The organism is Tsukamurella sp. TY48 (assembly GCF_019656655.1).
Classification (GTDB): domain Bacteria; phylum Actinomycetota; class Actinomycetes; order Mycobacteriales; family Mycobacteriaceae; genus Tsukamurella; species Tsukamurella strandjordii.
This window is the reverse complement of the sequence record NZ_BPMV01000002.1, coordinates 278,666-300,883: the sequence shown is the minus strand read 5'-3', so window position 1 is coordinate 300,883 and position 22,218 is coordinate 278,666. Positions and strand designations below refer to the sequence as shown.

16 protein-coding genes are annotated in these 22,218 nt (G+C 70.7%); 9 read left to right on the top strand and 7 right to left on the bottom strand.

Annotation, left to right across the window (positions count from 1 at the left end):
* Nucleotides 1-92 precede the first annotated feature (92 nt).
* The 6 genes from TTY48_RS17230 to TTY48_RS17205 are packed head-to-tail and all read left to right on the top strand — an operon-like array spanning nucleotide 93 to nucleotide 8,509.
* Entirely contained in the window at nucleotides 93-1,886 is a 1,794-nt protein-coding gene (locus TTY48_RS17230) for a methylmalonyl-CoA mutase family protein (RefSeq protein ID WP_220658875.1), read from the top strand.
* Nucleotides 1,886-4,123 carry a methylmalonyl-CoA mutase gene (gene scpA, locus TTY48_RS17225; protein ID WP_220658874.1) on the top strand — a complete coding sequence of 746 codons (2,238 nt, stop codon included), beginning with the start codon at nucleotides 1,886-1,888 and terminating at the stop codon, nucleotides 4,121-4,123. Before TTY48_RS17230 ends, scpA begins: the two co-directional genes overlap by 1 nt.
* Nucleotides 4,123-5,115, top strand: coding sequence for a methylmalonyl Co-A mutase-associated GTPase MeaB (meaB, locus tag TTY48_RS17220; RefSeq protein WP_220659605.1), 993 nt, complete (start codon nucleotides 4,123-4,125; stop codon nucleotides 5,113-5,115). The genes scpA and meaB overlap by 1 nt, the downstream gene beginning before the upstream one ends.
* A 27-nt stretch (nucleotides 5,116-5,142) precedes the next feature.
* Nucleotides 5,143-6,870 carry a thiamine pyrophosphate-binding protein gene (locus TTY48_RS17215; protein ID WP_220658873.1) on the top strand — a complete coding sequence of 576 codons (1,728 nt, stop codon included), beginning with the start codon at nucleotides 5,143-5,145 and terminating at the stop codon, nucleotides 6,868-6,870.
* Nucleotides 6,867-7,499 (top strand): SRPBCC family protein, encoded by a 633-nt coding sequence (locus TTY48_RS17210; RefSeq protein WP_220658872.1) that lies wholly within the window; start codon nucleotides 6,867-6,869, stop codon nucleotides 7,497-7,499. Before TTY48_RS17215 ends, TTY48_RS17210 begins: the two co-directional genes overlap by 4 nt.
* Entirely contained in the window at nucleotides 7,499-8,509 is a 1,011-nt protein-coding gene (locus tag TTY48_RS17205; RefSeq protein WP_220658871.1) for a 3-oxoacyl-[acyl-carrier-protein] synthase III C-terminal domain-containing protein, read from the top strand. Before TTY48_RS17210 ends, TTY48_RS17205 begins: the two co-directional genes overlap by 1 nt.
* Here TTY48_RS17205 and TTY48_RS17200 read toward each other — a convergent pair whose 3' ends face one another.
* Nucleotides 8,510-9,751, bottom strand: coding sequence for an alpha/beta hydrolase family protein (locus TTY48_RS17200; RefSeq protein ID WP_220658870.1), 1,242 nt, complete (start codon nucleotides 9,749-9,751; stop codon nucleotides 8,510-8,512). It abuts the gene before it with no gap.
* Nucleotides 9,752-9,878: 127 nt separating this feature from the next.
* Between TTY48_RS17200 and TTY48_RS17195 the strand changes: the two genes are divergently transcribed.
* Complete coding sequence (locus TTY48_RS17195) at nucleotides 9,879-11,177, top strand: TrpB-like pyridoxal phosphate-dependent enzyme (protein WP_220658869.1); 1,299 nt, start codon at nucleotides 9,879-9,881, stop codon at nucleotides 11,175-11,177.
* Nucleotides 11,178-11,184: 7 nt separating this feature from the next.
* Here TTY48_RS17195 and TTY48_RS17190 read toward each other — a convergent pair whose 3' ends face one another.
* The 6 genes from TTY48_RS17190 to TTY48_RS17165 all read right to left on the bottom strand — a co-directional run bounded on the left by TTY48_RS17190 (nucleotide 11,185) and on the right by TTY48_RS17165 (nucleotide 19,092).
* A complete protein-coding gene (locus TTY48_RS17190; protein ID WP_220658868.1) occupies nucleotides 11,185-11,532 on the bottom strand; it encodes a hypothetical protein in 348 nt (115 codons plus the stop codon).
* 64 nt (nucleotides 11,533-11,596) lie between these two features.
* Entirely contained in the window at nucleotides 11,597-14,140 is a 2,544-nt protein-coding gene (locus TTY48_RS17185; protein ID WP_220658867.1) for an EAL domain-containing protein, read from the bottom strand.
* Nucleotides 14,122-15,006 (bottom strand): Gfo/Idh/MocA family protein, encoded by an 885-nt coding sequence (locus tag TTY48_RS17180; protein ID WP_220658866.1) that lies wholly within the window; start codon nucleotides 15,004-15,006, stop codon nucleotides 14,122-14,124. Before TTY48_RS17180 ends, TTY48_RS17185 begins: the two co-directional genes overlap by 19 nt.
* Nucleotides 15,007-15,010: 4 nt before the next feature.
* Nucleotides 15,011-16,468: an amino acid permease gene (locus tag TTY48_RS17175; RefSeq protein ID WP_220658865.1), complete on the bottom strand. Its 1,458-nt coding sequence runs from the start codon at nucleotides 16,466-16,468 to the stop codon at nucleotides 15,011-15,013.
* Nucleotides 16,469-16,544: 76 nt separating this feature from the next.
* Entirely contained in the window at nucleotides 16,545-17,852 is a 1,308-nt protein-coding gene (locus tag TTY48_RS17170) for a styrene monooxygenase/indole monooxygenase family protein (RefSeq protein ID WP_220658864.1), read from the bottom strand.
* A gap of 22 nt (nucleotides 17,853-17,874) precedes the next feature.
* A complete protein-coding gene (locus TTY48_RS17165; RefSeq protein ID WP_220658863.1) occupies nucleotides 17,875-19,092 on the bottom strand; it encodes an acyl-CoA dehydrogenase family protein in 1,218 nt (405 codons plus the stop codon).
* 129 nt (nucleotides 19,093-19,221) lie between these two features.
* On the opposite strand from TTY48_RS17165, the gene TTY48_RS17160 reads away from it, so the two are divergent.
* Both TTY48_RS17160 and TTY48_RS17155 read left to right on the top strand, forming a co-directional pair.
* Nucleotides 19,222-20,457 carry a hypothetical protein gene (locus tag TTY48_RS17160; RefSeq protein ID WP_220658862.1) on the top strand — a complete coding sequence of 412 codons (1,236 nt, stop codon included), beginning with the start codon at nucleotides 19,222-19,224 and terminating at the stop codon, nucleotides 20,455-20,457.
* A gap of 123 nt (nucleotides 20,458-20,580) precedes the next feature.
* The gene (locus TTY48_RS17155; RefSeq protein ID WP_220658861.1) at nucleotides 20,581-22,218 is read left to right on the top strand and encodes an AMP-binding protein; all 1,638 of its coding nucleotides are present in this window, start codon (nucleotides 20,581-20,583) and stop codon (nucleotides 22,216-22,218) included.

The following is a 22,218-nucleotide window of genomic DNA, read 5'->3' as shown; positions in this document are numbered from 1 at the left end:
GTCGAATCAGTTAACGTGAGTTCTCGGACGCCGCTGTGATGGCACGGCGCCACAGGCCCGCAGGTGTGCTGGGCCACAGGTGAGGAGGGCGCGTGGCAGACAATCCCTACGATGCATGGCGCGAATCGGTCGGCGCGGTGCTCGCGAAGTCGCGCGGCGGAACGCCGCCGGAGGATCCGATCGCGGCCCTGACCACCCCCACCGAGGACGACGGCGTCCTCATCGCGCCGCTGTACTCGCAGCGCGACGAACTGCCCGAGGCCCCCTTGCCGGGGGCGTACCCGTACACCCGCGGCGGTTCGCCGACGCCCGATGTCCGCCTGGGATGGCGCGTGGCCGAGGTCTTCGGACCCGAGACCGACGCGGCCGATGTCCTGGGCGCCCTCGAATCCGGCGCGAGCGCGCTGTGGATCACCCGGCGCGACCCCGGCGTCCTGCTCGACGGCGTGTACCCGGACATGGCTCCGATCCTGCTCACCGCCGGTTCGCACGCCGTCGAGGCGGCCGACCAGGTGCTCGCCGCGCTCGACACCGCCGCCCGGAGCGATCAGTACCGTGCCGACCTGGTGCGCGTCAGCCTCGGCGCCGCGCCGCTCACCTCGGCCGTGGTCGGTCGCTCCGATGTCTCCGACGAGGAGGCCGTCGCGCTGGCCCGCACGGCCGACGCCCGGGCCGAGGACGTGCGCGCCCTCGTGGTCGACGGTGCCGACCTGCACAACGCCGGCGCCACCTGCGCCCAGGAACTCGGCCTCGCGGCCGCCGCCGGCCTCGACCACATCCGCGCTCTCACCGCCGCCGGACTGTCCGTGGCCGCCGCACTGGGCCAGGTGACGGTCCGGCTGGCCGCCACCGACGACCAGTTCCTCACGCTGGCCAAGATCCGCGCCTGGCGCACCGTCTGGGCCCGCGTCGCGGAACAGCTCGGGCACCCCGAAGCGGGGAACGCCCCGGTGCACGCGGTGACCTCGCTCGCCGCGACCAGCCAGCGCGATCCGTGGGTGAACATGCTCCGCGGCACCGTCGCCGCGTTCGGCGCGGGCGTGGGTGGCGCCGATTACGTGACCACCCTCGGATACGACGCGGCCCTGCCCGGCGGCGTCGAGGGGTACTCGCCGGCGTTCTCCCGGCGCATCGCCCGCAACACCCAGCTCCTGCTCCTGGAGGAGTCGAACCTCGGCCGCGTCGCCGATCCCGGCGCCGGTTCCTGGCACGTCGAATCCCTCACCGACGATCTCGCCCGCGCGGCATGGGCCGAGCTGCAGGCCGTCGAGCGGGACGGCGGCTTCGCCCGCGGCGTCGAGGACGAGACCATCGCGAACCGGCTCGGCGAGGCCGCCGAGCGCCGCGACGCCGCGGTCTCGCGCCGCGCCCGCAAGCTCACCGGCGTCAACGAATTCCCGAACCTCGCCGAGGCGCCGATCGCACCGTCGGCCGCCACCAACGGGCCCGTGCTCCGCGCCTACGCCGCCCCGTTCGAGGCGCTCCGCACGCGCTCGGATTCGTTCCTGCGCGAACACGGCGTGCGGCCGCGGATCCGGATGGTGACCATCGGTTCCGTCGCGGCGCACAACGGCCGCTCGACCTTCCTGACCAACCTGCTGGCCTCCGGCGGCATCGAGACCGTGCTGGACGCCGATGAGCAGGTGGCCGGGACCGCCACCGTGGACGGTTCGCCGGGCGCCAAGATCGTGGTCCTCGCGGGTTCCGACGGCGGCTACGCCGACGAGGGCGAGACGCTGGCCCGCTCGCTCCGCGACGAGGGCTACCTCGTGCTGCTGGCGGGCGCCCCGGGCACCGTGGGCGACGGCCTGATCGACTTCTACCTGCACGCGAAGATCGACGCGGCTGCCGTGCTCGACGACCTGCTCACCCGATTGGGGGCGTGATGACTGACACCACGATCGGCAGCTTCGCCGACGTCTCGTTCGAGTCCACGACGCCGGCTCCCGCCGCGCCGTCGGCCGCGGACGTCGACGCCTTCGTCGACGGCGCCGCGCAGGCGCACGCGTACACCCCGGACCAGTTGGTGTGGTCGACGCCCGAGGGCATCGACGTCAAGCCCGTGTACACCCGCGCGGACCGCGACGCCGTGGCCGAGGCCGGGTTCCCCGTCGATTCGTACCCGGGCGCGGTGCCCTTCATCCGCGGCCCGTACCCCACGATGTACGTCAACCAGCCGTGGACCATCCGGCAGTACGCGGGCTTCTCGACCGCCGCCGAATCGAACGCCTTCTACCGCCGCAACCTGGCCGCGGGCCAGAAGGGGCTCTCGGTGGCCTTCGACCTCGCGACCCACCGCGGATACGACTCCGATCACCCGCGCGTGACCGGCGACGTGGGCATGGCAGGTGTGGCGATCGACTCGATCCTGGACATGCGCCAGCTCTTCGACGGCATCGATCTGGGCGGCGTCTCCGTCTCGATGACGATGAACGGCGCCGTGCTGCCGATCCTGGCGCTGTACGTGGTGGCCGCCGAGGAGCAGGGGGTGGGGCCGGACAAGCTCGCCGGCACCATCCAGAACGACATCCTCAAAGAGTTCATGGTGCGCAACACCTACATCTATCCGCCGGCGCCGTCGATGCGGATCATCTCCGACATCTTCGCCTACACCTCCCAGCAGATGCCCAAGTTCAACTCGATCTCGATCTCGGGCTATCACATCCAGGAGGCCGGGGCCACAGCCGATCTCGAGCTGGCGTACACCCTCGCGGACGGTGTCGAATACATCAAGGCCGGCATCGAGGCGGGCCTCGACGTGGACAAGTTCGCACCCCGGCTGTCCTTCTTCTGGGGCATCGGCATGAACTTCTTCATGGAGGTGGCCAAGCTCCGCGCCGCCCGCCTGCTGTGGAGCGAGCTGGTCGCCGGTTTCGACGCGAAGAACAGCAAATCGCTGTCGCTGCGCACGCATTCGCAGACTTCCGGCTGGAGCCTCACCGCGCAGGACGTCTTCAACAACGTCGCCCGGACCTGTGTCGAGGCGATGGCCGCCACGCAGGGCCACACCCAGTCGCTGCACACCAATGCGCTCGATGAGGCCATCGCGCTGCCGACCGACTTCTCGGCGCGCATCGCCCGTAACACCCAGCTGGTGCTGCAGCAGGAATCGGGCACCACGCGTCCGATCGACCCGTGGGGCGGCTCCTACTACGTGGAGACGCTGACCCACGAGCTGGCCGAGCGCGCCCGCGCCCACATCCGGGAGGTGCAGGAGGCCGGCGGCATGACCAAGGCGATCGCCGAGGGCATCCCGAAGCTGCGCATCGAGGAGGCGGCCGCCCGCACTCAGGCCCGCATCGATTCCGGCCGCCAGCCCGTGATCGGGGTGAACAAGTACCAGGTGCCCGAGGACGCGGAGATCGAGATCCTCAAGGTCGAGAACTCGCGCGTGCGCGCCGAACAGCTCGCCAAGCTGGAGCAGTTGCGCGCGGAGCGGGACGACGCACAGGTGCAGGCCGCGTTGGATAACCTGTCCCGCGCCGCCGCCTCGTCCGAGGGCGGCATGGAGAACAACCTGCTCGCGCTGGCGATCGACGCGGCCCGCGCCAAGGCCACCGTCGGTGAGATCTCGGACGCGCTGGAGAAGGTCTACGGGCGGCACCAGGCCGAGATCCGTACCCTCAGTGGCGTGTACCGCGACGAGGCCGGAGCCGCCAGCAACATCGCCGCCGCGTCGGCGCTGGTGGAGAAGTTCGAGGAGGCCGACGGCCGCCGTCCGCGCGTGTTGATCGCCAAGATGGGGCAGGACGGCCACGATCGCGGCCAGAAGGTGATCGCCACCGCCTTCGCCGACCTCGGCTTCGATGTGGATGTGGGCCCGCTGTTCTCCACCCCGGAGGAAGTGGCCCAGCAGGCCGCCGATAACGACGTGCACGTGGTCGGGGTGTCGAGCCTCGCGGCCGGTCACCTCACCCTGGTGCCGGCGCTGCGCGATGCGCTGGCGGCGGTGGGTCGGCCCGACATCATGATCGTGGTGGGCGGTGTGATCCCGCCCGGCGATTTCGACGACCTGTACGCCGCGGGCGCCTCGGCCATCTTCCCGCCCGGCACCGTGATCGCCGATGCCGCCGTCGATCTCCTGCAGAACCTCGGTAGCAACCTCGGGTACCAGCTGGCGTGATCACCGTCTCCGAGCTCGCCGAGGGCGTGCGGGCCGACACCCGGGCGGTGCTGGCGCGGGCGATCACGCTCGTGGAGTCGCGGCGGGCCGATCACCAGGCGCTGGCGCAGGAACTGCTGCTGGAGCTGACGCCGGCACCGGACGCTCCGATCTCCACCCGGGTGGGGATCACGGGCGTTCCCGGGGTGGGCAAGTCGACCACGATCGAGGCCCTGGGCAATCACCTGATCTCGTTGGGGCACAAAGTCGCCGTGCTCGCGGTGGACCCGTCGTCCACGCGCAGCGGCGGCTCGATCCTCGGCGATAAGACGCGGATGGGGACGCTCGCGGTGAACCCGCGTGCCTACATCCGGCCGTCTCCGACCTCCGGAACCCTCGGCGGCGTCGCCAAGGCCACGCGCGAGACGATCGTGCTGCTCGAGGCGGCGGGCTTCGACGTGATCCTGGTGGAGACCGTGGGTGTGGGCCAGTCCGAGGTGACGGTGGCGAACATGGTGGACACCTTCGCCTTCCTCACCCTGGCGCGGACCGGTGATCAACTGCAGGGGATCAAGAAGGGCGTGCTGGAGCTCGCCGATGTGGTCTCGGTGAACAAGGCCGACGGTGACCACATCGTGGAGGCCCGGGTGGCCGCGCGCGAACTGTCCGGCGCGCTGCGGTTGATCCATCCGAAGGGCTCGCTGTGGCGCCCGCCCGTGCTCACCATGAGCGCCTTGGAGGGCACCGGCGTCCCCGAGTTCTGGGACGAGATCCTGCGGCACCAGCGGACGCTGCGGGACGCGGGGGAGTTCGACCGGCGCCGCCGCGACCAGCAGGTGGAGTGGACCTGGACCATGGTGCGCGACGCCGTGCTGGGCCGGGTCGAGCGGTCCGACGGTGTGCGTTTCGTGCGCGGCGAGGTGGAGGCCGGAGTGCAGGACGGAAGCCTGACCCCGGCGCTGGCCGCACAACGCCTCCTCGCCGCTTTCGACGGGGGTTCCGCGCCCGAATAGTCCGGTACGCAGATACATTCCGGTGCAATGCATCTGACGGTCAATCCTTCGTCCTGCGGACCTTCCTTGTGGTGCGAGTCACACGGGCCTACTGTGGCTGATGTGACGCCGAACTGCGCAAGTGCACTAGCAGATGCGTTGTATGGGTATGGGATTCGTAACGCGTACGGTATCCACGGCGCCAACTCGGAGGATCTGTTCGCGGCACTGCTCCGCGCGCCCCGCGACCGGCGGGTCCGGCTGACCATCGCCAAACACGAGTTCGGCGCGGGCGCCATGGCCGACGGTGCCACCCGCATCACCGGTCGGCCCAGCTGCCTGATCGCGACATCGGGCGGCGCCGCGATGAATTGCGTTCCCGCACTCGCGGAGGCGTACCAGTCCCGGGTGCCGGTGCTCGCCCTCATCGGCTGCCCGCCCACCGGTTCGGAGGGGCACGGCGCGTTCCAGGACATGTGCAACGCGCCGCGCAGTGTCGACGCTCCGGCCCTGTTCCGCGCCGTCACCGGATACTCGGCGCGGGTGGGCGCACCGTCGGACCTCGGGCCCGCGCTCGCGGGCGCCTTCGACGCCCTCGACAGCGGGCTCCCCGCGGCCCTTCTCCTCCCCAAGGACGTCCAGGTCGCGGACGCGCAGGAGATGCCGGCCGAGCGTCATTACGCGTCACCGCCCACCATCGCGCCGTCCGCCGAGGTGATCGACGCGCTCCGGGCGGCGCGGCGACCCCTGATCCTGCTCGGCGGTGCGGCGTCGCGGGCCCGCGTCGGCCGCGCGGTGGGTGACCTGGCCCGGGCGACGGGCGCGGTGATCGCGGTGGGACCGAACGGCCGAGACCTGGCGCTCGGGGACGGGCGCACCGTGGGCGTGTCCGGCGTGATGGGCCACCCGTCGGTCGTCCGTGCGGCGGGGGAAGCCGATCTGATCCTCGCCCTCGGCACCGATCTCGATGTCATGGATCGCGGTGGGCTGGAGCCCGCCCTCCGAGCGACCTTCACCGTGCACGCCGATGCGCAGCCGCCGCTGTTCGAGGTGTCCGTACACGAACCGGCTCCCGACGTACCGGGGTACATCCGCGGCCTCGTCACCGGGCTCGGTCCGGGGCCGGACCGGCCCCCGTGGACCACGGCCGGGCCCGAGCCGATCGTCGTGCCTCGCCCGGAGAGCGGCCGGATCACCTGCGCGGACGCCGTCGACACCCTGGCGGAGACCATCCCGCCGGACGCCCTCGTCTTCGCCGATGCCGGCAACGCCGGCGCCGCCGCCGTGCATCGCCTCCCGCTGGGCACCGGCTCCCGGTTCGTGGTGGCCCTCGGCATGGGCGGGATGGGCTTCGGCATCGCCGCCGGCGTGGGCGCCGCGATCGCCACCGGGCGCCGCACGGTGATCCTCGCCGGTGACGGCGCCTTCTACATGCACGGTATGGAGATCCACACCGCGATCGAGGCGAACGCGCCGGTGCTGCTGGTGGTGTTCAACAACGACGCCCACGGCATGTGCGTGGCCCGGGAGGAGCGCTTCTTCTCCGATCTCCCCAGCCTGAACCTGTTCCGGCACACCCGCATCGGCGACGGGCTGGCCGCGATGTTCCCCACCATGCGGGTGCGCACCGCCGGCACCGTCGACGAGATCCGTACGGCCGCCCTCGATCTCGCCGAGACGCGCGACGGACCGGAGTGCCTGGTGATCGACACCGATCCGCTTGAGATCCCACCGTTCGCCGCCATCCTGCCCGCCACCGCGAAGGAGCCCCGATGATCCCGCCCCTGGACGACATCGAAGGAACCATCCGGATCGAGAGCCATCCGCGCCCGGTCGCCACTCCACTGGTGCTGGACCGGCTCCGGTCGGTATACCCGCACCAGCAGGTCTTCGGCGACTTCTGCACCGTGCAGGGCTATGTGAACGCGCCGCCGGACGAGTTGTACGCATGGCTCGCCGACACCCGTTCGCTGGAGGAGTGGACGTACAGCCTGCGCGGTTTCGAGCGCACCGACGAACCCGGACTGTGGGTGGCCCGCGACATGCTCGGCGACCAGACCGAGATCTACACCCGCACCGTCGCCGAGCCCACCGCTCGCACCGTGGACTACCACTGCGCCTGGGATCAGGGGAAACACCTGTGGATGATCTACCTGATGCGGGTGGTGGACGCGCAGGCCGTCTTCAACAAGCCGGGTTCCGTGGTGCTCTGGACCAATTGCCACCATCCGTTCTACGACGAGAACCCGTACCCCGAGACAGCGCCACCCGAACGCCCCGTCTGGGTCGGCGACTTCTGGGACATGTTCTCGGCCGGCCACCAGCTCGAACTCGACAACCTCACCGCCATCGCCGAGCATCGGCACGCGCGAGGACTGCCCATCCGTCCGGAGTGGATGGCGTGATGGACACCCACATCATGGGCCTCGCGTCCTATCTACCCGCGAACCGCGTACCCGCCTCGTACTTCCGGGAATTCGCCGACGCCGACAGCCGGACGCTGTCCGAGAACCCGATGTTCGCGCCTCCCGCGTTCCGGCATCATGCGGGGCCCGAGGAGTCCAATGTCGACCTCATGTGCGCGGCGATCGAACGGCTGCCCGAGCCCGCTGCCGCCGCCGTGGCCGGGGTCGATGTGATCCTCACCCACTCCCAGCTGCCCGACCTCCCGGTGGTGGGGTGCGGCGGCGACGTGGCGAGGCGGCTGAAGCTGTCGCCCTCGCTCGTGCTCGATCTGCACAACGGCGGCTGCGCCGCGTTCATCCTGATGCTGCACCTGGCCCGCACCCTGTTCGCCGCGGGCACCGCCCGCACGGCACTGCTGCTCACGGCGACGAACGCGGCCGGGAACGTCTTCACCCAGGACCGCGTGCGCACACTTCCGCAGGCCGCCATCCCGGGCGACGGTGCCGCCGCCGCGGTGGTCTCCGCCGCAGCGGACGGCGAAGGCATCACGGTGCGCGAGGTGGTGCTCGCGCAGCACAGCGAGTACGCCGGCGATATGACGGCCGCGATCGATCCGCCGCGCAAGTACTGGGAGGCGGGCAGCGGGCAGCTCCACGTGGGCTTCACCGAGTCGAAGATCGCCAAGGTCCTCGCGCGGGGCAACCGGCTCGTCCCCGAGGTGGCACTCGCCGCCGCCGCGGCGGGCGGACTGCGCGGACCCGAGGTGGGCCACCTCGTGACGAATCAGCCGAACCGGACCTTCCTGCGGAATTGGCGTGAGGCGCTGGAACTCCCGCCGGAGCGCCATCCCGACACCTTCGACGAGTGCGGCAACCTGTTCGCGGTCGGGGTGCCCCACACGCTCGCCACATCGCTGGCTCAGGGCCGGATCGATCGAGGCGAACCGGTGGTGCTGGCGGCTTTCGCGCACGCCGGCGATTTCGCTGCGGCCGCGCTGTTGCAGACCTGATCAGTCGCCGAGGCCCATGCGCTGGCCCAGCCAGTCGAGCTCCGCCGCCAGGCCGGGGGTCCACACCGCGAAGCTGTGGCCGCCGGGGAGGCGACGCTCCCGCACACTCATGCCCGCGCGTGCCGCCGCGGCGCGGATCTTCACCGAGGACGCCTGGACCGAGGGATCGTCGGTGCCCACCACCACCACACCGGCGGTGTCCGGATAGGTCCGTGCGGCCATCCGGACCAACGGACTGTTCCGCTCGAAGGCCGATCGATCACCGCCGAAGCCCTCGGAGATCGTGCGGGCCGGGCCACCGAGATCGGGCTCCGCATCGGCGGAGAGGGCGAGGAAGGTGCGGTACACGTCCGGGAATCCGGTGGCCAGTTGCAGGGCGCAGGTGCCGCCGTAGGAGAACCCGCCCACCGCCCACGCCGACGGATCCGGGTTCACCGGCAGGTTCTGCCGGATCCACGCGGGAACGTCGACGCCGAGATAGCTGGCGGCCTTCGCCCGCTTGGTGTCGGCGCACAGGGGATTGGCCAGCGGGCCGCCGGTCGCATCCGGGACCACGACCACCGGGGCCACGCCGCCGTGGCGCTGCGCGTAGGCGTCCATGGTGCGCGCCAGCTTGCCGCCCACGAACCAGTCCCGCGGACCACCCGGCTGCCCGGCCAGCAGCACCAGCACCGGAAGCCGCTCCCTCGACGCGGAGAGGTACGCCGGCGGGAAGTACACCAGGCCCGGGCGCGCGGTGAACTTCGATGAGGTGGCCGGGATCGTGGCATTGACGACCTTGCCGCGGGCGGGGCTGGTTCCCGCCGCGGGCGTCGGCACCGTGTTCGGGTACTCGACGGGCATCAGGTCCTCGACCACGGGGTAGGCCGAGTAGACGATGTTAACCTCCGCCGCGGCCATCGCGAACACGGCCACCACCGCGGTGCCGCTGGCCGCGGCGGTGCGCCAGCTGCGGCGTTCGACGATGCGGACCGCCGCCAGCAGCAGCCCGGTGAGCGCCACCGCCACCCACAGCAGTACCGCCGGGTCGAGCCGGTCGGGGAAGGGCCGCCACACGTACTCCACCAGGTAGTCGAGGACCGCGGTCAGGGTGATCGCGCCGACGATGCACGCGGCGATGGTGCGCGCGGGCCTACCGCGCCGGACGCCGAGGAGCAGCACTGCCAGACCGGCGGCGCCCGCGACGGCGAGCGCGACCGGCAGCATGCCCGCGGTGAGCGGTACGTCCAGCAGTGGCGTCACTGGTATCAATCACCTTCGTGAAGGAGGCCTCGTGCTTCCATTCTGCCTTGCCTCCCGGCGAGTCCGATTTGGCCGACTTCGGACCTCCCGGCCGAGAGCGGCGAGGACGCGTTCTAGGGTGTGATCCATGACTCACTCGCAGGACCTCGATCAGCGCGACATCACCGTGGTGGAGGTACCCACTCACTGGTACAACCTGGCCGCTGAGCTTTCGACCCCGATCCCACCGCACCTGCATCCGGGGACCAAGCAGCCGGTGCAGCCGGAGGATCTGGCGCCGCTGTTCGCGAGCGGCCTGATCGCGCAGGAGGGGTCCACCGAGGCGTACCACGAGATCCCCGAGCCGGTCCGCGAGATCCTGGCCCTGTGGCGGCCGTCGCCGCTCATCCGTGCGCGGAAGTTCGAGAACGCACTCGGCACCAGCTGCCGGATCTACGTCAAGTACGAGGGTGTGAGCCCGGTGGGTTCGCACAAGACCAACTCCGCGGTGGCGCAGGCCTACTACAACTCGCTCGACGGTGTGAAGAAGCTGACCACCGAGACCGGTGCCGGACAGTGGGGGAGCGCGCTCTCCTTCGCCGGCGCCCAGTTCGGCATCGACGTGGAGATCTGGCAGGTGCGGGCCTCGTTCGATTCCAAGCCCTACCGCGGTCACCTCATGCGCACCTACGGCGGCACCGTGCATCCCAGTCCCTCGGATCTCACCGCGTCGGGCCGCGCGATGCTGGAGAAGGACCCGAACACCAGCGGCAGCCTGGGCATGGCCGTCTCGGAGGCCGTCGAGGTGGCCGCGCAGGACCCGGACGCCCGGTACGCGCTGGGCAGCGTGCTCAATCACGTGGTGCTGCACCAGTCCGTGATCGGCCTGGAGGCGGTGGACCAGCTGAATCTGCACGAGAAGGGCGCCGACGTGGTCTTCGGTTGCGCGGGCGGCGGTTCCAACCTCGCGGGTCTCGCGTTCCCGTTCCTGCGGGAGAAGATCCACGGCCGGCAGAACCCGCGGATCGTGGCCGCCGAGCCCGCGGCCTGCCCGTCGATCACGAAGGGGGAGTACCGCTACGACCACGGCGACGTGGCGGGCCTGACCCCGTTGCTGAAGATGCACACCCTGGGCATGGACTTCGTTCCCGACCCGATCCACGCGGGTGGGCTGCGCTACCACGGCATGTCGCCCGCGCTGAGCCACACGGTGGAGCTCGGACTGGTCGAGGGCGTGGCGATCGAGCAGAACGAGGCCTTCGCCGCCGGCGTGCAGTTCGCCCGCAGCCAGGGCATCGTGCCGGCCCCGGAATCGACCCACGCCATCGCGGCCGCCGCGAGCTACGCGCGGGAGCACTCCGACGAGGTCCTCGTGATCGGACTGTCCGGCCATGGTCAGCTCGACCTTCCGGCCTACGCGGAATACCTGGCCGGCAACCTGGCCTGAGCCCGGGTCAGTCCTTCTCGGGCGACGAGGCCCGTAGCGATGCGCGGATCTCGTCGAGCTTCGCCTTGGCCGCCTTCTCCCGCTCGGCGAAGGCCCGCTCGGCGTCCTGCCCGGCCGCCGTGCCGTGCGCGAGCTCCTCGCCGCCGATCGCGGTGGCGGTGCGTCGCTCGATCACCTCACGGACGTGGTCGAAGGTGGGAACCCCGCCCTCGGTGTACCCGGTGACATCGGCGCGGGTGGGGGCGACGGGCGCCGCCGGCAGGTCGACGATCTCGGCGTCGATGGGTGCGTCACCGGGTGCGTCGACAGGTGCATCGTTCGGCGCGGAGTCGCGGGCATCACCGGGGTTCGTCATGTCCTCAGCGTAGCGACGGACGCGGCGGCGCGTCGGCGGCCGCGAACGCCCGGATAGCGCCGGATCAGCCGAGCAGGCCCTCGTGGTCGCGGGAGGCGCGCCACCGGCGCAGCTCGTCGAAGTCGATGGCGCGGCTGAAGAGGTATCCCTGGCCGAACTGCGCCCCGGCGGCGACGAGCGCCGATGATTCCGCCTGCCGCTCGATGCCCTCGGCGATCACCTCCAGGTCGAGCGCCCGGGCCATCGCGATCGCGGCCGCCAGCATGGCCTCCAACTGCGGATTGTCGTGCACCGTCGACGCGGTGACCACCGACCGGTCGATCTTCACCAGGGCGAGCTCGAGGTCCTTGAGCTGCGCGAGGCTCGACCAACCGGTCCCGAAGTCGTCCAGTGCGATCCGCGGCCCGAGCTCGGCCAGTCGCCGGGTCGCGGCCAGGATGTGCGGCTCCGGAACCACCCGCTCGTTGATCTCCAGGATCAACCGCTCCGCGGCCAGACCGGTCGCCTCGATGGTCCGCGCGACGGTGGCGGGAAGGTGCGGCGCCGAGAGGTCCTCCGAGGCGAGGTTGACCGACACCCACCCCAGGTCGGGCGCGGAGGCGAATTCGACGCAGGCCCGGCGCAGCACGAGGGAGGCGAGCGAGGGCATCAGGCCCAGTGCCTCCAGGTGCGGGAGGAACTGCGGCGGCGTGAGCTCGTCACCGCCCGGGCCGATCAGTCGGGTGAGCGCCTCGGCACCCACCATCGCCCCGGTGGCGAGGTCGATCACCGGCTGATACCGCACGATGATGTCGCCGGTCTCGATGGTGGAGCGCAGGTGTGCGGCGAGATCGGCGCGCTGGTGCTGGGTCGCACGCAGCCCGGTGGTGTGCCGGACGATGCGGTTACGGCCCGCCCGTTTCGCTTGCAACAGAGCGGTATCACCGTCGATCAGCAACTGCGTGACGTCGTCGTCCGAGCCGTTCGACTCGACGAGACCGATCGAGCACGTGACCGTGAGCAGGATCCCGTCCACATCCATGGGTTCCGCGAGGGCGAGCCGGACGTCTTCGGTCCACGCCGGCAGATCGTCGCCCTCGTCGACCCGCGGGCGCAGGACGACGAACTCGTCGCCACCCAGCCGGGCGACCAGATCGTCGGGCCGGCCGGACGCCGCCAGCCGCCGGGCCACCTCCGCGAGCACGTGGTCGCCGAGATCGTGCCCGAGGGAATCATTGATCCGGGTGAACGTGTCGAGGTCGATCCACAGCAGGGCGAGCGTGGCGCCGTCCGTCCGGCGCTCTTCGACGATCCGGGTCGCCCGCTCGATGAAGGCGGTGCGCCCTAACAGCTCGGTGAGATCGTCGTGATCCGCCCGCCACTGCAGCCGCTCGGTGAGTTCGCGGATCTCGTCCTCGTTCTCGTGCCGCTCGGTGATGTCGGTGTGCGTCCCGATCAGGCGGCTCGGCAAGCCCTCGGCGTCGCGCTCCATCACCCGGCCCCGGCTCAGGATCCAACGCCACGCACCATCCTTGGTCCGCATGCGGTGCTCGAACTCGTACTCCGTCGCACGGCCCTGGACCACACCTCGCACGATGGCCCAGCAGCGATCGAAATCGTCCGTGTGCACCCGCTCGACCCACTCGGACACCGTGGCGCCGACCTCGTCGTCGGAGTAGCCGAGCATGGCCTTCCACTGATGGGAGAAGAAGACCGCTCCCGAGGGGACATCCCAGTCCCAGATGCCGTCGCCCGCCCCGTCGATGGCGAACTGCCACCGGGCCTCGCTGTGCCGCAACAGTTCCTGATCGATCCGGCTCGCGGTGATGTCACGCGAGATGCCGATCAGGCCGATCACGCGGCCCTCGGCGTCGCGGTGCGGGGACTTGTTCGACAGGTACGTGCGCTTGACCCCGTCGACGAACGGATACTCCTCGACCTCGCGGCCGATGCCGGTGTCCATGATGTCGCGATCGGTGGCCATCAGCTCCTTCGCGAGCGCACCGGGGAAGAGCACCGTGTCGTCGTATCCGATCGCGTCCTCGCGGGCGACGCCGGCCAGCTCCGCGACGGCGGCGTTGATGTACAGGTACCGACCCTGCCGGTCCTTGATGTACACCAGGTCCGGTGCGGCGTCGATCACGGCCTGCAGCAGATTCGCCACCTGCTGCGAGGAGGTCCGCGTCGCCTCCATGCGCGCCTCGAGCCGTCGCGTGGCCTCCAGCTTGGCGGCATCGGCCTCGACGCGGTCGGTGATGTCACGCGTGAGGCCCACGATGTACCGGCGACCGTCGATCACCTGGCTCGAGATGTGCGCCTCGATGGGGAACAGGGACCCGTCCTTGCGGCGGTGCATCGCGGGGATCAGGATCGTCTCGCCGGCGAAGGCGAGAGCCCAGCCGCTCCGGGCGAGGTCCGTGGTCACCTGCACGATGTCGAGGGCATTCATCTGCAGGAGCTCGTCGCGGGTGTACCCGGTGCTGGTGCACGCCTGGTCGTTGACGGCGACGAGGCGCCCCTCCTCGTCGTGCACGAAGAAGCCGTCGACCGACCGGTCCACCACGGCTCGGTAGAAGCCGTCGTCGAACGGGGTCTCGGCCGGCGGCGGGCTCACCCGCCCGACGGACACTGCGCCTCCTGGATCTGCGTGATCACCCGTTGCAGCGCGAGCCCGCGGAGCACACCCAGCGGGTGGTCGACGCCGGTGGCGATCGAGTCCAGGAACTCGTCGAGCAGCACCCGGAAGCACTCCGCCGACGAGGTCTCACGGCTGTCCAGTACGGCGATTCCGGTGGTGGAGTGCGCGGACACGCGCATCACGGTGGGGATCGCGGGCGTCCGCAGCGACAGGGAGATCGACGATGCGGCACCGTCGGCGTGGTCGAGCTGCACCGTCCAGGTGTCGCTGGGCGCGTCGTATCGAGCGGCGGACACCGACGAGACCGGTCCGGCGGCGGCGTCGACGAGGTCGAGGATGTGCGGGCCCACATCGAACAGGGCGCCCTGTTCCTGGCGCCAGGCCGAGGCGGCGAACTTGCCGCTCAGTGCCGCACCGGACAGCCACTGCGCCTCCACGGCGACGGGCGTGATCGCGCAGGCGCGGTCGACGAACTCGCGCGTCTCCGGGGCGAAGCGCCGGGTGAAGGCGACGATCGACCGGACTCCCGCGGCGGAGACCGCGGCGGCCAGCTGCGTGGCCGCGTCCAGGTCCAGGGCGATCGGCTTGTCGAGGATCAGGTGCTTGCCCGCCTGCGCGGCGGCGATCGCGAGCGGGGCCTGCACGTTCGGCGGGACGGCGAAGGCCACGGCGTCCACGGCGCTGAACAGGGCTTCGGGTGAGTCGAAGGTGCGCGGGAACAGCGCATCCGCCGCGGCGGGGTTGCGGGCCCAGCCCCCGACGAAGTCGATCCCGGGATGCGCGGCGAGCGCGGGGGCATGTGTTTCCTGCGCCCACGGTCCGGCGCCGATCAGTCCCACACGCAGTGGTTCGGTCAACGTCTCACTCCCTCTCGGCGGCGGCCTCACGGCCCAGAACCGAATGTCGGCGCCCATAGAGAAGATAGATGGCGAGGCCGAGGGCGAACCACACCAGGAATCGCAACCAGGTCGCGATCGCGAGATTCGTCATCAATGCCACGCACGCCAGACCCGACAGGATCGGGACCAGCGGGGAGAGGGGCACCCTGAACGGGCGCTCCAGATCGGGCTTCGTGCGCCGCAGCACCGGCACGGCGAGGGAGACCAGGAGGAAGGCGAACAGGGCGCCGATACTGACCATCTCGGACAGCTCCTCGATCGGCACGAAGCCGCCGAGCAGCGCGCACACGACCACCACGATCACGGTGAACCGGACCGGAGTGCCGTACTTGGGCGAGACCTTCGCCACCGACTGCGGGAGCAGGCCGTCGCGGCCCATGGCGTAGCCGATGCGCCCCATCGTCACCAGCTCCACCAGGATCACGGAGGTCAGGCCCGCGACGGCCGCGACGGCGACCAGGTCACCCGCCCACCGGGCGCCCACGAACTCGAAGGCCTTGGACAGCGGCGCGCTCTCGTCGATGTCGGTGTACTTCACCATCCCGGTGAGCACGAGTGAGACGAGCACGTACAGCAGCGTGCACGCGAGCAGCGTGCCGATCAGCGCCCGCGGCATATCGCGTTCGGGCCGCTTGGCCTCCTCGCCGAGGTTCGCCACCGCCTCGAACCCGGTGTACGCGAAGAAGACGATCGCCGCGGCGGTGAGGATGCCCGCCATCCCGTAGTGCGAGGGCGCGCCGCCGAGGAGGGTCTCGATCAGCGGGCGGTCGATGGCCCTGCCCTCGGAGGACGCGGGGACCGCGTCCGGGATGAACGGGACCAGGTTCGACCGGGTGACGAAGAAGGCGCCCACGGCCACCACGAACACCGAGATCGCCACCTTGATCAGGACCAGCCCGTTGGTGACGCGTGCCGACTCGCGGATCCCGAACGCCGCGACCAGGCCGAGCACCAGGATGATCAGGATGGCGCCCACGTTGACCGGTGCCTCTTCGGTGAACAGGCTCGGCGGGAGCCCGAGCAGATCCGCCAGGTAGCCGGACCAGCTGCGCGAGACCACAGCCGCGCCGAGCCCGAACTCCAGCAGCAGGTCCCAGCCGATGATCCACGCGAAGACCTCGCCGATCGTGGCGTACGCGTAGGTGTAGGCGCTGCCCGCGGTCGGTACCGCGGCGGCGAGCTCGGCGTAACAGAGGGCCGCGAACAGGCTCACGACGCCGGCCACCACGAAGGACAGCGCGATGCCCGGACCGGCGTTCACCTTGGCCTGAATGCCGGTGAGGGTGAAGATGCCGGTCCCGATCACGATGCCGACGCCGAACCCCACCAGGTCGACGAGCCCGAGGTTGCGCCGGAGGCCCCCCTCGGCGGCACCGTCGGCCTTGATCCGGGCGATGGGTTTGGTCCGCAACAGGTCCATTCCGCCGGACCCTACTCGCGGCCCGAGCGCCATGGAGAAATATCGGATTTCCGGTGTCGGATCGTGCGCTTTTCGGTCAGCTGCGGACCAGGGCGGCGGCCTTCGCCTCCTCGATGAACCGCTGCACATCCTCCTCGGTCTTGAGCTCCAGGATGGGGTCCGGCACCGAGAGCAGACCGAACAGGGCGGCGCCCACGGCGTCGTCGGCGGTGGCACCCGCGAACAGGGGCCCGGCGGCGAAGGCGTAGTCCGGATCGCCCAGGAACAGCCGGGTCACCTCGGCCGCGGCGTGGCCGCGCTCCTCCCAGTGCCGGTCGAACTGATCGCGGATCCAATCGGCGGTGAACGCGGTGAAGTTCGGGCCGCGATCCTCGATGGCCTTGACGAGCGCCGCGACCTGGATCAGGCCGGTCTGCGCGCCCTGTCCGGCGATCGGATCGAAGGCGATCGAGGTGTCGCCGAGCGAGGCGACGGGGTGGCCGCTGCGGGTGAACCCGACGCCCTGGCGCACCGTGGGCGTCACCGCGCCGCGCAGCCAGGGGTGGCGGTCCTCCTCGATCACGCGGAGCTTCTCGATGTCCGGCAGATCGTCGGGGAAGTAGTCGCGGTAGATCCCCACCACCACCTCGAGCGCGCTCTGCGGGTCGGTCACCTCGTTGAACCGCTCCACCCAGCCACCGTCCGGCTTGGCGAAGCCGAGCACGCTCCAGGTGGCGCCCGCGTCCTTGTGCCAGTACGGGCCGATCCAGATCTCGCCGTGGTCGGTGTGCAGGTTGAAGACGTTGTGGGCGCCCGCGCCGTGACCGCGTGCGGTGAAGACGTCGTCGCCGTGGCCGAGCCCGGTGAAGGCGGCGGCGAGCAGGTGCCGCTGCGGGGAGCGGTAGACGGTGCGCGATTCGTCGACCGGGAACAGTCCGGACAGGCCGCCCTTGCCGGTGGAGACCAGCGTCAGATCGTGCTGCCCGGCGATGGCGTCGAGACCGTCCGGGGTCACGGTGTCGACGATGAAGTTCCCACCCGCCTCCTCGAACAGCCGGATCCGGTCGTACGCCCGCAGGCGCACGTCGATACCCGCGGCGGTGTACCGGAAGTCGGGATCGAAGGCGAGGACCTGCTCCAGGCCGCCGGGCTCGCCCGTCTGCAGCCGGGTGTTCATGCCGGTGGACACGGGAGCGTCGGGGTACAGCTCGGGGACCAGGGTGTGGTCGACGTCGCGGGAGTGCCCGAACAGCACGGCCGTTCCGGTGGCGGGGACGTCGTCGCGGAGCTGCTGCGCGGTGCGCTCGCTGTACAGGTCCACCTGGTGGCCGCGCTGGGCGAGGACGAGCGCGGCGGTGGCACCCACCACTCCTGCGCCGATGATGGCGATGCGGGTCTGCGTCATGGTCGTGCCTTTCGTTGCGGGGTCAGTTGGTGTGAGCGGTCTGCGTGCGGGCGCCGGCGTTCCAGGCGTACGGGAGCTCGGCGCCGTTGAGCAGGAGATCGCCGATCGCGCGGGCCTTCTGGATCGCGGGGTTGTGCACGGCGAGGGTGCGGGCGTTGCGCCAGTGCCGATCGAGCGCGAGATCGGCGTCCACGAGGGACGCTCCGCCCACCTCGAACAGGTCGGTGGTGGCCTTGAGCACGAGGTCGATCACGGCGATCTGTGCGTGCGCCGCGGCGAGTTCGGCCTCCGGCAGCAGGTCCTCGTGCAGTTCTCGGCCCGCCAGCGCCTGGTCGAGCACGTCGGCCACGGCCAGAACGGCTTGTTTCGCGGTGAACGCGGCGCTGGAGAGGCGACCGATCACCTGCTGCACCAGCGGATCGTCGCGCTGCAGGTCGGCGGCGGCGTGCGAGAAGGTGCGGGTGCGCGCCTGCACCCAGGCCACGGTGTCGTCAGTGGCGCGCTGGGCGGTACCGGCGAGCCCGGCCAACTGCACGAGCTGCAGGTACGAGGTGGCGTAGGTGGGGCCGGGGGCGCCGTAGCCCTCGCCGAGGAACCGGTCCGCGGGGACGAAGACGTCGGTGAAGACGGTGGTTCCGCTCGCGGTGAGCTTCTGTCCGAAACCGTTCCAGTCGTCGACCTTCTCGACTCCGGGGGAGTCGGCGTCCACGAGTACCGCGACCCGCTCGCCGTCGAGATCCGCGGCCACCAGGATGTGGTCGGCGTACAGGGTGCCGGTGGAGTAGAACTTGGTGCCGTTGAGGCGATATCCGTCGCCGTCGCGGGTCAGCGTGGTCTGGTAGCCGCCGACCGATCCCGCGCCGGGTTCGGTGATGGCGTTGCCGACCACTGTGCCCTCGGCGGAGGCGCGCAACCAGGCATCGCCGGCGGCGGTCTTCGCCAGGCGCTGGTCCTCGACGAACAGCAGGTGCACCCGCAGGGCCTGCGGCAGGTTGGAGTCCGCGGCGGCGAGGTTGATCAGCTGGCGGAAGAACTGCCGGACCGTGACCTCGGAGCCGCCGAACTCTGCGGGGACCCGCAGTGCGGTGAAGCCGGCCTCCTTGAGCAGGGCGATGGGCGCGTGCGCCAGGACCCGGCCGCGCTCGCGCTCGACGGCACCCTCGGCGATCCGGGCGTAGACGGGGCCGAACGTCGCGTCGAGTTCGGCATCGGACGGGGTACGGGTGAGCGAGGTGGTCATGCCCGGGAACTGTCGTCGCACTCGATCGCTTTGACGAGGGTTCGCCGCGCCGTGAACGAATCTCCTTCGTCGCGCGTACCACCTGCCGTTCGCCGGGTGGCGCGGCGCGCGGGGCACTAGATTCGGGCGATGCGCCGCTCCCTGATTCCCGCCGTGATCCTCGCCCTGACCGCCGCTCTGATCAGCCCCGCAGTCGCCGCCGCCGACGGCCCCGCCACCGTGGTGACCGCCGAGGAGCGCCTGTACGACGCCGGCGATGTCCCCGCACGACTGGTGGCGGACGCGGGCTTCGACCGGTACGTGCGCGACCTCGACGATGCGCTCGGGCGTGCGTCCACGGCCGCCGAGGCCGAGCGCGCCGCCGCACGGGTCTCGTCCGAACTGTTCCGCGCCGCGGTCCGGCGGGCGCAGGGCGCAGGCGCGGGGTTCACCGCGGACGACCGTCCGCTGTACTGGGCGCGGCTCGCGCTCATCCGGGCGGTGCGCGCCTGGCGTCCCGCCGTGACGGATGCGGAGCGCACGCGCATCGTGACCACCATCGACGAGGTCTCCCGCGGGCAGCGCCGCGCACCGTCGGGCCGCACGGTCCTGGTCACGGGTTTCGACCCGTTCCGGCTCAACCGCGATATCCGGCAGGGCAATCCGTCGGGGGCGATCGCGCTCGCCCTGGACGGCACGGTGATCGACACGCCTGCGGGCAGGGTCACGGTGGTGGCGATGCTGTTCCCAGTGCGGTGGCGCGATTTCGGGGCCGGGATGGTGGAACGCGCCGTGACGCCGTTCCTGGCGCCCGGGCCGTCGCGGGCGGTGGGCTTCACCACGATCAGCCAGGGCAGGCCCGGCAAGTTCGATCTGGAGGCGATCAACGGGGTGTGGCGCGGTGGCGCCTCCGACAACGAGGCGGCCTGCTACCGCGGTCCGGCGCCCGTCGCCGCGCAGGCCCCGCAGTGGACTCGGAGCACCCTGCCGATGGCGGCGATCAGCGCGGCGGCGCAGGGCCGGTACCCGGTGGCCCGCAACTCCGAGATCAGTTACGCCGCGGGCCCGAATCCCGCGACCAGCACGGTGTGCGATCTGCCGAAGCTCCCGTCGACCACCACCACGGAGGCGCCGCCCGCGTCCGCGATGGCGCGGCAGGGTGCGGGTGGCGACTACCTCTCCAACGAGATCGGCTACCGCGTGACGCTGGTGCGCGATCGGCTCGGCGCGTCCGTTCCCGGCGGGCACGTGCACACCCCGGTGCTCGACGGCCTGCCTACGGACCGGGCCGTGACCGCATCGCCGGAGTACCGGGCCAACCTGGCCGCGATCGTCGATCAGGCACGGTCGGTGGTGGCCGTCGTCGCACGCGGCGAAGACGACTAGTACGTGTTCTAAAACGACTGTCCGATTCCCTGCGGAACCGCAGACAGGGCGGGGGTACACCTGATAGAACTAGAACACGTTCTGCCGGTGTGCCGACGCGGCAGGTCAGGGACAGGAGTGCTCATGAAGTTCAACCTCGCCGACATCTTCGAGGCGGTCGTCGACGCGGTGCCCGAACGGATCGTGCTCAGTTACAACGGCGAGCAGACCAGCTACGCCGATATGGACGCCCAGACCAATCGCGTGGCGCACCTGTTCGCGGCCCACGGCGTGGGCGCGTTCGATCACGTGGCCCTGTTCCTCAAGAACAGCGTCGAGCACGTGCAATCCCTGTTGGGTCTCATCAAGATCCGCGCGGTACCGGTGAACGTCAACTACCGGTACACCGCCCCCGAGCTGGAGTACATCTTCACCAACTCCGACGCGGTCGCGATCATCGTCGAACTGCCCGAGCATCAGCGGACCCTCGCCTCGCTGCTGCCCGCCCTCCCGGATCTGCGCACGGTCTTCGTGGTGGGGGAGACCACGCCCGAACTGGCAACCGCGGCCGCCGCCCTCGGCGACCGCACCGTCGAGGTGGTGCCCTTCTCCGAGTCCGAAAACCTCTCCGAGGAACGGAACTTCGAGCCCCGCACCGGCGAGGAGCACTACATCATCTACACCGGCGGTACCACCGGCTACCCGAAGGGCGTGGTGTGGCAGCACGACGACTTCTTCCGCAAGCCGCTCTCCGCGGGTGTCCCGTACGGTGGCGAACCGCGCACCTCGCTGGACGAGGTCGGCGAGGGCGCGAAATCCTTCCCGCCGCTGGCCTTCCTGATCGCGGCGCCGCTCATGCACGGCGCCGGGGCCTACTCCCTGTTCACCTTCTTCGTGCTCGGATCGCGGATCATCCTGGAACGCGATTTCAACGCCGAGCAGATCGTGCGGAACATCGCCCGTGATCAGACGCAGACCATCCTCATCGTGGGCGACGCCATGGGCATCCCGCTGGTGGAGGAGATGGAGAAGCAGAAGGACACCGCCGATTTCTCCTCGTTGTTCTCGATCACCTCGGGCGGCGCGATCTGGTCCAAGCACGTGCGCGACCGGATGGCCGCGATCAAGCCCGAGCTGATCCTGCGTGACAACTTCGGCGCCTCGGAGACGGGCAACGACGGCGTCATGCAGCTCGACGACGAGGGCAACCTGCACGCCCCGCCCACCGACAAGATGATGGTGGTCGACGAGCAGTTCGAGGAGATCACCACGCCCGGCGAGGTGGGCTACATCGCCCGTGTCGGCAACGTGCCGCTGGGCTACTACAACGATCCCGAGAAGTCGGCGCGCACCTTCCCCACGCTGAAGGACGGCCGCCGCATCTCGGTGCTCGGCGATATGGGGTACCCGGCGGAGGACGGCGGCATCGTCTTCCTCGGTCGCGGCAGCCAGTGCATCAACACCGGCGGCGAGAAGGTGTACGCCGAGGAGGTGGAGGCCACCCTGCACGGCCACCCCGCCATCGCGGACGCGCTCGTGGTCCCGGTCCCCGACGCCCGGTACGGGCAGCGGGTGGCCGCCGTCGTCGCCGTCGCCGAGGGCCAGGAGCGGCCCAGCATCGAGGACATCCAGACCTTCGCGCGCGGCGAGCTGGCCGGGTACAAGGTCCCGCGCACCGTGGTCTTCGTGGACCAGGTCAAGCGCACGCCGGCCGGCAAGGCCGACTACCGCTGGGCCAAGTCGACCGCCGAGGACGCGGCGGATTCCGAGCAACCTGCCTGA

Bases quoted from the DNA above. Each gene is read 5' to 3' on its own strand.
- TTY48_RS17215 (WP_220658873.1), top strand. From the start codon at position 5,143: ATGCATCTGACGGTCAATCCTTCGTCCTGCGGACCTTCCTTGTGGTGC.
- TTY48_RS17205 (WP_220658871.1), top strand. From the start codon at position 7,499: ATGGACACCCACATCATGGGCCTCGCGTCCTATCTACCCGCGAACCGC.
- scpA (WP_220658874.1), top strand. From the start codon at position 1,886: ATGACTGACACCACGATCGGCAGCTTCGCCGACGTCTCGTTCGAGTCC.
- TTY48_RS17210 (WP_220658872.1), top strand. From the start codon at position 6,867: ATGATCCCGCCCCTGGACGACATCGAAGGAACCATCCGGATCGAGAGC.
- TTY48_RS17195 (WP_220658869.1), top strand. From the start codon at position 9,879: ATGACTCACTCGCAGGACCTCGATCAGCGCGACATCACCGTGGTGGAG.
- TTY48_RS17155 (WP_220658861.1), top strand. From the start codon at position 20,581: ATGAAGTTCAACCTCGCCGACATCTTCGAGGCGGTCGTCGACGCGGTG.
- TTY48_RS17175 (WP_220658865.1), bottom strand. From the start codon at position 16,468: ATGGACCTGTTGCGGACCAAACCCATCGCCCGGATCAAGGCCGACGGT.
- TTY48_RS17190 (WP_220658868.1), bottom strand. From the start codon at position 11,532: ATGACGAACCCCGGTGATGCCCGCGACTCCGCGCCGAACGATGCACCT.
- TTY48_RS17170 (WP_220658864.1), bottom strand. From the start codon at position 17,852: ATGACGCAGACCCGCATCGCCATCATCGGCGCAGGAGTGGTGGGTGCC.
- TTY48_RS17165 (WP_220658863.1), bottom strand. From the start codon at position 19,092: ATGACCACCTCGCTCACCCGTACCCCGTCCGATGCCGAACTCGACGCG.
- TTY48_RS17160 (WP_220658862.1), top strand. From the start codon at position 19,222: ATGCGCCGCTCCCTGATTCCCGCCGTGATCCTCGCCCTGACCGCCGCT.